The sequence below is a fragment of the Shewanella sp. SG44-6 genome (assembly GCF_014164185.1).
GTDB classification, from domain to species: domain Bacteria; phylum Pseudomonadota; class Gammaproteobacteria; order Enterobacterales; family Shewanellaceae; genus Shewanella; species Shewanella vesiculosa.
Map to the genome: position 1 here is coordinate 1 of NZ_JACJER010000021.1, position 11,122 is coordinate 11,122.

General features: G+C 40.5%; 8 protein-coding genes. 6 read left to right on the forward strand and 2 right to left on the reverse strand.

Going from position 1 to position 11,122, the window contains the following annotated elements:
* The first annotated feature begins 810 nt into the window (after positions 1 to 810).
* From H5185_RS05790 to H5185_RS05810, 5 genes are all read left to right on the forward strand, one after another.
* Positions 811 to 1,023: a cold-shock protein gene (locus tag H5185_RS05790; RefSeq protein WP_011636218.1), complete on the forward strand. Its 213-nt coding sequence runs from the start codon at positions 811 to 813 to the stop codon at positions 1,021 to 1,023.
* 338 nt (positions 1,024 to 1,361) lie between these two features.
* Entirely contained in the window at positions 1,362 to 2,279 is a 918-nt protein-coding gene (locus tag H5185_RS05795; RefSeq protein ID WP_182697546.1) for a pepsin/retropepsin-like aspartic protease family protein, read from the forward strand.
* 269 nt (positions 2,280 to 2,548) lie between these two features.
* Positions 2,549 to 4,735, forward strand: coding sequence for an OsmC domain/YcaO domain-containing protein (locus tag H5185_RS05800; protein ID WP_124015486.1), 2,187 nt, complete (start codon positions 2,549 to 2,551; stop codon positions 4,733 to 4,735).
* A 328-nt stretch (positions 4,736 to 5,063) separates the two neighbouring features.
* On the forward strand, positions 5,064 to 6,470 hold the full coding sequence (locus H5185_RS05805; protein ID WP_182741577.1) for a hypothetical protein: 1,407 nt from the start codon (positions 5,064 to 5,066) through the stop codon (positions 6,468 to 6,470).
* Between the two features lie 117 nt (positions 6,471 to 6,587).
* The gene (locus tag H5185_RS05810; protein ID WP_124015488.1) at positions 6,588 to 6,836 is read left to right on the forward strand and encodes a hypothetical protein; all 249 of its coding nucleotides are present in this window, start codon (positions 6,588 to 6,590) and stop codon (positions 6,834 to 6,836) included.
* 78 nt (positions 6,837 to 6,914) lie between these two features.
* On the opposite strand, the gene H5185_RS05815 is transcribed toward H5185_RS05810, so the two are convergent.
* A complete protein-coding gene (locus H5185_RS05815; protein ID WP_124015490.1) occupies positions 6,915 to 8,117 on the reverse strand; it encodes an ammonium transporter in 1,203 nt (400 codons plus the stop codon).
* 476 nt (positions 8,118 to 8,593) lie between these two features.
* Between H5185_RS05815 and H5185_RS05820 the strand changes: the two genes are divergently transcribed.
* Positions 8,594 to 9,763: a lipid-transfer protein gene (locus H5185_RS05820; protein ID WP_182697541.1), complete on the forward strand. Its 1,170-nt coding sequence runs from the start codon at positions 8,594 to 8,596 to the stop codon at positions 9,761 to 9,763.
* A gap of 78 nt (positions 9,764 to 9,841) precedes the next feature.
* On the opposite strand, the gene H5185_RS05825 is transcribed toward H5185_RS05820, so the two are convergent.
* Positions 9,842 to 10,924, reverse strand: a complete 1,083-nt coding sequence (locus H5185_RS05825) for a PepSY domain-containing protein (protein WP_182697540.1) — start codon at positions 10,922 to 10,924, stop codon at positions 9,842 to 9,844.
* Positions 10,925 to 11,122 lie beyond the last annotated feature (198 nt).

Sequence of the window (11,122 nt, forward strand, 5' to 3'; positions counted from 1 at the left end):
GAATATCATATGGTTATGCTTTGGGATTTTTTTAGTAAATGAAGTGAAACTGGCTATGCAATAAATAAAGTTGCTTAAATTTTATCTGTTAAACGAGGCGGAAATAGTGCGTAACGGTATATTTTTCTGATTGAATTGTAATTTTTTCATATTAAAAACATAATGTTACGATGATGTTGTTGGTGTGTTGTCGTCACTTGTATGATTTGCTGCTGAGTATTTTATAATATGGTTACTTTTCTATAACTGAGCAAATCGAAGTCGTTAATTGGATATGTTGATTTCGCTGTTTAAAGTACAGGTTTGCACGGTAGTGCCCAAGTGTGACTATCAACATGATCGACAACGACAACGACAACGACAACGATCACTACAAGTCGGATAGTGGAACCATTAACACGATCGGATTGTATTAAGTTCTTATTAAAATAGTAGAAGTGATTTTATGTGGTTTTTTGTTAGCGATTAAGACTAGCCTAAGGTTAATGCTGAATATCAGGTTTGCTGGGGCAATACGGTTTATCGTGAATGAGTGCTTTTGATGATGCTAATTAAGTGGTTTGTCTGTGTTGATGAAATTTACTCAATTAAGACCTTTACAAGCTTAGATATTGATGTATTATACAGTCTGCTCTGACATTCAGAGTTATTAATGAACATTAAGTAAAAGAAAAGCCTTAGAATCTCTTCGTTATCGTTGTTATCCTCTGTGTTTCCCTTAGCTTCATCGTGACATTCAATAATTCAAGCTCGAGCGCATCGCATTATCGCGACAGATTGATTAATTTTAAATATATAAGGGACAACAAAATGTCTAATAAAACAACTGGTTTAGTAAAATGGTTTAACGAAGATAAAGGTTTTGGTTTTATCACTCCTGATAACGGCGGCGCTGACGTGTTCGTTCATTTCCGTTCAATCACTTCAGAAGGTTTCAAAACTTTAGCTGAAGGCCAAAAAGTTTCTTTTGATGTTGAGCAAGGCCAAAAAGGCCCACAAGCTGCTAACGTAGTAGCTGTGTAACTCGACGTTATAAAGATAACGCAAACGGTTTAACGACTGTTTGCGTTTTTTTATGTCTAAATTTTATCATTTTTATTAACTGTACCCTGCGTTAACCAAATTTCAACCTATCTCCCCGATTGTTTTATCCACTGTTATCCCATGCTGTACATTATCTCCTGGTCACTGACTTCTTGTGTCGAGCGTGAGGCAATCTTTGTTATTGCGAGTTGAGGTTATGTAGAGTCATATAGCTGATGATGAATTTATCGGCCATTTATAAGTAAAGTTTTTATTATTTTTTACTGTTAGCTGTTAATATAACAACGTTTTTTAGGCATACATATTAAGGATAATAGATGCAATCAATTCGAGTTAAACTGCTAGCATTTTTTTCTGCTCTACTTATTTCATTTCCGACTTTCGCGGTAACCAATTGGGTTAATTTTGACATTATTAATGGCCATATTAATCTTCCTGTGACCATTAATGGTATTGAAGGTCGGGCCATTTTAGACAGTGGTTCTCAGCTCAATGCGATTAATTTAAGCTTTATCAATAAATATAATCTTGAGTTTGATAAAGGCAGTAAAATCGATGTCAAAGGCATTTATAGTACTGAATCCTCTCAACTTTATAACAATGTCACGGCAAACTTGTTTGGTGCCAATATTGAACTTGATCAATTGGCTGGTTTGCGTTTAGGTCACTATGATGTGGAGCTTTTATTAGGCGCAGGTCTACTGGAGAAATTTATTTTCCAGATAGATTACCCCAATAGCCGTTTGAGATTATTTGGAAGAGATTCCATTGATTTAGCCAAACTTGAAAACATTGACATGCAAATGGATCGTGGCACTGGTCAACCGATTGTGAGAGTCGAGCTTAATGGGGAAAAGAATGCTTGGTTGATCCTCGATACTGGTAATAGTGGTGGCTTGTTTTTAAAACGCACTCTTGCCACCGACTCTGATTGGTTAACGCATTACGGTGCGCAAGCCACAAACTCATTTGGTGTCAATAATGCAGGCACAACGGAGAGTTTCCGATTGCCAAAAGTTAAGTTCGGTCCTTTTACGATTGAAAATGTGCAAACGAGCGTGCCAAGCGAAGGGCAGATTGAGGTGATTACAGGGCAAGATGATCGCAACAGTATATCCCATATTAAAGGTAAAAATATTAAAGGTCTTCTTGGCTTTGATATTCTTAAGCACTTTGTGTTGACCATAGATTATAAATCTGGACATATGCACGTAGGCTTACCTGAAGACTCTTAATCCAACTCAGATTAAATTGAGTGTGCTTGACGACATTGTAATGTCATTAATCTTGCATCATCCCGTGTGATAGAGACGTTATTTTTGTCACACGGTTATTCAATGTAATCAGCTTCATCCATGTCTTTTGTGTGTTTTTTCACCTCAACAAATCAGTATCTTGCCAACTTTTGGTTAATTAACCCAAGACTATTGGGTCAAAAACACCGATAATTCACCTCAATTAGATTAGTAGGCCGTTTGGCCGCGTAAGACTGTGGACATATTCAATGGAAATCAAAGTAAACTTTCTCGACAATTTGAAACTCGAAGCCAAATTTGACGACTTTACCGTTACGGCAGACCAACCTATTCGTTATAAAGGTGATGGCTCAGCTCCAAGTCCTTTTGATTATTTCTTAGCTTCGTCAGCGCTTTGTGCTGCCTACTTTATTAAGGTTTATTGTAAAGCCCGTGATATTTCTACTGAAAATATCAAGCTTTCGCAAAACAATATCGTTGACCCAGAAGATCGCTACAACCAAATTTTTCAAATTCAGGTTGAGTTACCAGACGATATTTCTGACAAAGATCGTCAAGGTATTTTACGTTCAATCGATCGTTGTACTGTTAAAAAAGTGGTTCAAACTGGCCCAGAATTTAAAATTGAAACCGTTGAAAACCTTGATGCTGACGCCAATGCCATGCTGATGGGACAACCGGCTGGCGACACGAGTACCTTTATTTTGGGCAAAGACTTGCCACTCGAGCAAACCATTCAAAACATGACCCGTTTATTGGCTGATTTGGGCATGAAGATCGAAATATCTTCATGGCGCAACATAGTGCCTAACGTATGGTCGTTACACATTCGTGATGCCGCCTCACCTATGTGTTTTACTAATGGTAAAGGCGCCACAAAAGAAAGCGCACTATGCTCGGCTTTAGGTGAGTTTATTGAGCGTCTTAATAATAACTTTTTTTATAATGATCAGTTCTTTGGTGAAGAGATCGCCAATAGCGAGTTTGTGCATTATCCCAATGAAAAATGGTTTGCACTGGAAGAGGATGATGCACTTCCATCAGGTTTGTTAGATGAATATTGCTTAGATATTTACAATCCAGATGAAGAGTTATGTGGCTCGCACCTAATTGATACCAACTCAGGTAATACTGACCGAGGTATTTGCGCGATTCCATATACCCGTCAATCTGATGGTGAAACGGTATATTTTCCGTCTAACTTAATTGAAAACTTATTTCTAAGTAACGGCATGAGCGCGGGTAATAATCTGCAAGAAGCGCATGTACAGTGTTTATCTGAAATTTTTGAGCGTGCTGTAAAACGTCAAATCATTGAGCAAGAAATTGTACTGCCAGATGTTCCTATGACAGTACTTGAGAAATTCCCTAGCATATTAGCGGGTATTAAAGGCCTTGAAGAACAGGGTTTCCCTGTCGTGGTGAAAGATGCTTCGTTAGGTGGTCAGTTCCCAGTGATGTGCGTTACTTTAATGAACCCTAGAACCGGCGGTGTATTTGCCTCGTTTGGTGCGCATCCAAGCTTTGAAGTGGCGTTGGAGCGTAGTTTAACTGAACTATTACAAGGCCGCAGTTTTGAAGGCTTAAATGATGTGCCAAAGCCGACATTCAATAGTATGGCCGTCACCGAGCCTGAAAACTTTGTTGAGCACTTTATTGACTCAACAGGGGTTATCTCTTGGCGCTTCTTCAGTAGTAAGTTTGACTATGAGTTCTGTGAGTGGGACTTTAGCGGCACCAGTGAAGAAGAAGCCGCAGGCTTATTTGGTATTTTAAAAGCCATGGGTAAAGAAGTGTATATTGCTGAATTTACTGATTTAGGTGCATCAGCTTGCCGCATTTTAGTGCCTGAATATTCAGAAGTGTACCCTGTTGATGATTTGATTTGGGACAACACCAATAAAGCGCTTCATTACCGTAAAGACATCTTGAACCTGCACTCACTAAGCACTAAAGCGTTATCTAAGTTAGTAAATCGCTTAGAAGAGAGTCAATTAGATAATCAGACCGATATCCGTACTTTAATCGGTATTGTGTTTGATGAGAATACGGTTTGGGGCCAGTTAACCATTATTGAATTAAAAATTCTGATTTACCTCGCATTGGGTTCTCATGAAGATGCGATTGAGTTAGTTGGTGAGTTCTTGCAGTTTAACGACAATACAGTACAACGTGGCTTGTTTTACCAAGCTGTCAATGCTGTGCTTGAAGTGACCTTAGATGACGACTTAGAGCTTGAGCATTTTATGGGTAACTTTAACCGCATGTTTGGTCAAGAAGTGATGGACAATGTGGTTGGTTCGGTTAATGGCACAGTGCGCTTTTATGGCCTTACAAAAACTAGCATCAAGCTAGAAGGTATTGAGCCACATTTACGCTTGATTGAAAGTTACAAAAAGCTACATCAAGCGCGCAAAGCTAAAGCGGGTATATAGTGCTTAGTTAAGTATTAGACCGTGATAAATGATAGTGAAAAAGCGAACCTAACGAGGTTCGCTTTTTTATTGTGGCAGTTACCTTATTTTTATTGCTGATGTAAATCGCTGTCTGTTGTCATGGCTCGAGTTAGAGCCTTGTCTTCAAGCTTGTCGATGGGGACCAAGACTTGTTGATGATGACTATTTAAGTGCTGAGAATAACCGAAGCTCAACACGATCGATAAATGAGTTTACAGTTAGGCTATTTAACTTTAGGTTAGTGAATAATCAAAATATGAATGTGTGTAATAACATGATGTTATTTACTAACAAACAAGGACGATAAATGAAACTGTCACTTTTATTGATTGGATGTATTATTTGCAGCCCTGCATTAGCAGATAACCCATTACCACCTATTTTAGATTTTTATCCTCAATGCGTGCCTCAGGTTATTAACACTGCGAGTAATAAAATCATTTATGATATTGATCCTGCATTGGCGACTTCTTCTACGTCCGGTGTAATGGCACATAGAGAGATGTATTTACAGCGGGCATTGGTGGATATTCAGCGCCAAGCTCAAATCGACAATGCTGATGCCGTGATTATCCAACGGCTCAATGTTACTGGGGTTGATAGAAGCATTAATCTTCAAGATAGCAGTGGCAAAGTAAATTCCAACATAAAGCAAATTCATGTGTCATCTACTGTTGAACACCTTAAATTGTGTGATGATAAACAACTCACCGCTAATTCAACCCCCTATAACAGTAAAGGCAAGGCCGTTTCATTTACTGAAACCGTAGTGAAGCTTGCTTTACCTGAAGATGGCAGTTTATTCACACAGGCACAAAAACACAGTGCACCCGATGCCGCCATTACCATTGATAGCGCTTATGGGGTGCACATAGGTGATAGCGTTGACGGTTTGCAAAGTGCGTTAGGGCCGCACAGCATTCAGTTGCAACTCAGTGATGGGACAATCGCTTATGGTTATGGTCGTAACTTATGGTTTTTTGTGAAAAACGCTTATGTCGTAATGATTTCACAAGACCCAGGGCTAGTAAATAATCATGGCAAAAATCAAATTGCATTAAGTGAGAATTATGACAATGATGATTGGATTATTGAAGGTAAAATCCATCCTGGCGATAAACAGGAAACCGTAGCGAAATATTTATTACTCAATAAACATAATGGTGATTACCGCGTTACGGGTAAAAACAGTCAGCTGATATTACAGTTTGAAGATTATAATGAAAGTATAACTAAAGCCGCAGTGTCTAGACTTAACCGCTTTGCCATTATGCCCTTAGTCGATGCCAGTCATAAGCCTCAAGTGAACTTTGCCAATTTTGATAATATTGATATTGCAAAGATTATCGCACTGGATCATAAGCAGACTTATACCTTGCAGCCGCAGCAGCTGGTGAATCAAATTCAGCTTAATGAAAATGGACCTAAGGCAATAGTAAACAGCAACGTGTTACTTGGGTTTAATGAGCAAGGTACGATCAATAGTCTTAAGGTGACTGAGTCAATGTTTGAACCGCAAGACATCAATGAGTTTAAAAAAGTATTAGCGACTTATCAAATCCCTACCACCAAGACGGCCTTCTTGGCGCGTTATCCTGATGCCGAAGATAACTTTGATAATGTCATGATCACTAAAGGGACAATATTAATGTCGGTTAACTTTGATTCCTATGACGATGATGCTGAGTTAATTGATTTAAGCATAGTTTTTTAATATTCATATTATCCTGGAAGGTATATCGAACGCCGATGCTCAGGGCATCGGCTGTACCTTATTTATTCTCAATGCGCTAAAATATGTGGTAAACGAGTTAAGCCAATTGGGTAATAAATGAATATTGAAAATGATGTGATCGACAATTTAGCTGAATTAGAACGCTTTTTACTGTCGGTGGAAAAGGGCGGTTTAGGTTTAGAAGGCGTTGCCGGTGTCGGTATGGCAACCAGTAATGCCGATGGTCGTCATTTTGTTGCGGTATTTGGTGATAACCACAAGCTATTACTCGGTCGCTGGGTGACACCTGAGGTCTTCGAAAACGGTCAAGACATAGTTAAAAATGGGGTTAAATCGAAGCACTGATTGTTGACTCTATTTTATTTTAAAAAGGGGGCAGAAATTCATTTCTGCCCCCTTTTTACGATTTACTACTTAGGATAATTACTTATCTGAATTGGTTGAGCCAATTTTATGAATGGCTAAGTCTGCACCAATAAATTCATCTTCTTGACTCAAGCGTAAACTCGATAGTTTATTCACTAAGCCATAGACGATAATACCGCCAACTAATGCGACAACGACCCCGGCAATAGTGCCAACAAGTTGCGAAGTAAAGCTCACTCCGCCAAGGCCACCTAAGGCTTGCTGACCAAAAATGCCTGCAGCAATTCCCCCCCAGACACCGCATAAACCATGTAAAGGCCATACACCTAAAACATCATCGATTTTACTGCTGCGTTGTAATTTGGTGTACACCAATACAAATAACCCGCCAGCCACACCGCCAACCACAAATGCGCCAACCGGATGCATTAAATCAGAACCTGCACAAACAGCCACTAAGCCTGCTAGTGGTCCGTTATGAATAAAACCAGGGTCATTTTTGCCAACAATAAGCGCCACAATAGTGCCACCCACCATGGCCATTAAACTGTTTACTGCCACTAAACCGCTGATCCCGCCAAGCGTCTGTGCTGACATGACGTTAAAACCAAACCAGCCGACAATCAGCACCCATGAACCTAAGGCTAGAAACGGAATGTTCGATGGCGCAAAGGCAATGCCGGGTTTACGGCCGCGGCGGGCGCCAAGCAAATAAATAGCGACTAGTGCTAACCATCCGCCCATGGCATGGACGACGACAGAGCCAGCAAAATCATGAAATTGAGCACCAAATTGGCTGTCTAACCAGGCCTGAAAACCAAAGTTACCGTTCCATATAATCCCTTCAAACAGGGGGTACACAAAGGCAACAATCAATGCTGAAGCCAGTAAGAAAGGCCGAAAGCTCCCGCGTTCAGCAATCCCCCCAGATACAATTGCTGGAATGGCTGCTGCAAAGGTTAATAAGAAGAAGAATTTAACCAGTTGATAACCGTTATCTGTGCTTAATGCTTCTGCGCTGACAAAGAAGTGGTTACCGTAAGCAATTTGATAGCCAATAACAAAATAAGCGAGGGCTGAAAAAGCAAAGTCGGTTAAAATTTTTACCAAGGCATTAACTTGGTTTTTGTGTCTTACAGTACCCATTTCTAAAAATGCAAAGCCAGCGTGCATGGCTAACACCATAATTGCACCAAGTAAGATAAACAAGGTGTCCGCGCTTTGTGCAATTACGCCAATAGCATCACTAATATTATTCATTTTAGTTTCCACAAAACAATTCTCTATTGAAATTCATGCGTTTATAGAGCAAAAATCATTCCTAAATCACAGGCCACCTATCATTTAGTTGAACTCTCGTGGTGCAAACGTATGAAAATATTGCTTAAATAATCTATAAAATGTTCAATATGAGTGCAATTTTTGGGCAGGTGAATGCTGAAAAGTAACACGTATGACTGATAATTATGCTGTTAATGCTTTAGTTTGGTGCATTGTCGCTTGGATTTGGTGCGTTGCACAATCAGCCGATTAACTTTATGTTAACAATATTGTTTAAGATAAATCGTTTAAGTAATCAGTCGACAATCAGACGTTTTATGACTGTTCGAGTTTACGCTTTTGGTTTCTAGTTCTTAATGTTAGGTTCTTAATTCCAATCGTTAGAAATCTTAATGCTTTATCAGTACTAACAAGTCACTAGCATGCCCAATAATAACTAAAATGGCGGGAGTAATATGACAGCAGTAAGAGTGGCAGGCGTGGGGATGATCCCCTTTTGCAAACCGGGCCATCATCAACCGTACCGAGTTATGGCGGCTAAAGCGATTAGGTTAGCATTAACCGATGCTAACCTTGATGCTAAATTGATCGAGCAGGCTTATGGTGCATATATTTATGGCGATAGTACCTGCGCTCAGCATGCATTTTACGATGTCATTCAAAGCGGTATTGCGATCATTAACGTCAACAATAATTGCTCTAGTGGTTCGACAGCGTTATTTTTAGCGCGCCAGGCGGTATTGTCAGGCCAAGTGGATTGCGCATTAGCATTTGGCTTTGAAGAAATGCAACCTGGAGCATTGGGCTCTCACTGGACAGACAGAGAAAGTCCGTTCGAGCGCCTTGACCCCGTGTTACAACAATTCAATGCCCCACAAGGCCCAATCGCACTTCGCGCCTTTGGTGCTGCCGGGCGTCACTATATGGACCAGTATCATGTAGGTGCTGATATTTTTGCTAAGGTAGCTGAAAAGTCGCGGCGTCATGCATTACAGAATCCGTACTCTATGTTTTCAACGCCATTAACTTACCAGCAAGTGCTTGATGATAAAGTTATCTATGATAGTTACTTAACTCGGCTTATGGCATGTCCACCAACCTGCGGTGCTGCTGCAACCATAGTGTGCAGCGAGCAATTTGCTCGCAAACACGGGATTACATCCAAGGTAAATATTATTGCGCAGGCAATGGCGACGGATACTGAGCTGTCGTGGCAAGATCCAATGTATGCCGTTGGTAAAGGCATGACACAACGGGCAGCTGAGCAGGTTTACCACCAGGCCGGTATTGGTCCTGCTGATATCGATGTGATTGAGTTACATGACTGTTTTACCCCTAATGAAGTGATCACGTACGAAGCATTAGGTTTATGTGCTGAAGGCGGCGCTGCAGAATTGATTGCCAACGGTGACAATACCTATGGTGGCCAATACGTTATTGGTCCGTCTGGGGGCTTGATGTCTAAGGGGCACCCTATTGGTGCGACTGGGCTAGCACAATGTACTGAATTAACGTGGCATTTACGCGGCCAAGCCGGAAATAGGCAAGTGGATAATGCCAAATTTGCCCTACAACACAATGTTGGCTTAGGTGGTGCGGTGGTGGTGACCTTATATGGCGTTTAACTAACGGTTTTATTTCATGCTGCGCTACATTGCCGTCGATATATGAGGGAAATGAAGCGCAACACTGTGGGCAGTTCGTTAACTGGCTTTTTTACGACTAAAAGTACGGCGGGAAAAGGTCACCACACTGAATGAAAGAATCAAGGTGCCAATAAGCGATACCAAGGTGATCAGCATGACATAACTGGCAGGCATATTAAGCCCATCATGTAATGGTCTAACAAAGCTAGCCACTTTACCTGCAAATGATCTGTCACTGTGTTTGAGTACCGATTCAATTGTGCCTTGTTGGTAATTGATGCTGATACGGTCGGCTTCTCGTAACCAAACACCCTGATGTTGATCAAATTGGATGCTATATATCAGCTGTTGTGGCGTGTCGCTATCAGGCTGTGGGCCTTTATTCGGTGTTGAGCGAGGCTTACTCACAGAGATCAGTTCTGCCTCAGGCCAAATTTGCTGTGCGCTAGTGAGCTGACTTAACCAATCGTTTGCTTGGCTAACAGGATAAGCAACTTGCTCTAGTGCGGCTTTTGGTTTGAGAGCACCAGTCCATAAACTGTTATAAGTAATTAAAAAACCACTGACACACAATATAAATAACGGTACTGAAATAAACAGTCCTAATTGAATATGGCTTTTAAGCAAACTGCTTGAGCGAGTATTTTTAGGCAAGCTCTGCTTTAGTCGAAATCCCTTACGAACTCGCCACCACAGATAAATACCAATTAAGGTGACAATACCGCCAGCCAGCGAAGCCCAAGCATTGATGTATTTGCCGCCATTATCGATCAGAAAATTACGATGTAACCAGAAAGCCGTTTCATAGAAAGGTAAGTCAAATGAAGAGCTACTGCTGAGTTCATTGAGTTGATTGTCTAGGGCTATCGCTTTACCCCGAGTACTAGCTTGAATATATGGGGTATGCTCGGTCGGAAAACGAATAGTACTCATGCTAGGGTAGCGCTCGAATAAACGGCTTACCGTATCGGCTTTTTGTTCAAGGGTGAGCGGCACAAATGCCTGACCTTTGTTGTCTGTGCGTTTAAGTAAATCAACGCTCCCTAAATAAACGCCTGTCGTTAATACAATTAGCATTGTGATACTAATGAAAAAACCTACCCAGTTATGAAACCATTTTAACGCCGAAACCATGCTCATTTTGTTTACTCTATTACACACTGTCGAATTGCAGCTGGTTATAAACCAGCTGATTTTTATTGTGTTTTCAATTTAATCATCAAACCACAATCTAGGGAATGATAATTAATCTCATTTAATTATTCAATTAAAGAAGTGTAAAGATGGCGTGATTGAGTAGGTTTCAAGCTTTACTGTAATTCGTCGTGCGGCTATTTA

What these genes read in the sequence shown, in the direction of transcription:
- H5185_RS05815 (WP_124015490.1), bottom strand. Translation starts at nt 8,117, where the DNA reads ATGAATAATATTAGTGATGCTATTGGCGTAATTGCACAAAGCGCGGAC.
- H5185_RS05805 (WP_182741577.1), top strand. Translation starts at nt 5,064, where the DNA reads ATGAAACTGTCACTTTTATTGATTGGATGTATTATTTGCAGCCCTGCA.
- H5185_RS05795 (WP_182697546.1), top strand. Translation starts at nt 1,362, where the DNA reads ATGCAATCAATTCGAGTTAAACTGCTAGCATTTTTTTCTGCTCTACTT.
- H5185_RS05820 (WP_182697541.1), top strand. Translation starts at nt 8,594, where the DNA reads ATGACAGCAGTAAGAGTGGCAGGCGTGGGGATGATCCCCTTTTGCAAA.
- H5185_RS05810 (WP_124015488.1), top strand. Translation starts at nt 6,588, where the DNA reads ATGAATATTGAAAATGATGTGATCGACAATTTAGCTGAATTAGAACGC.
- H5185_RS05800 (WP_124015486.1), top strand. Translation starts at nt 2,549, where the DNA reads ATGGAAATCAAAGTAAACTTTCTCGACAATTTGAAACTCGAAGCCAAA.
- H5185_RS05790 (WP_011636218.1), top strand. Translation starts at nt 811, where the DNA reads ATGTCTAATAAAACAACTGGTTTAGTAAAATGGTTTAACGAAGATAAA.
- H5185_RS05825 (WP_182697540.1), bottom strand. Translation starts at nt 10,924, where the DNA reads ATGAGCATGGTTTCGGCGTTAAAATGGTTTCATAACTGGGTAGGTTTT.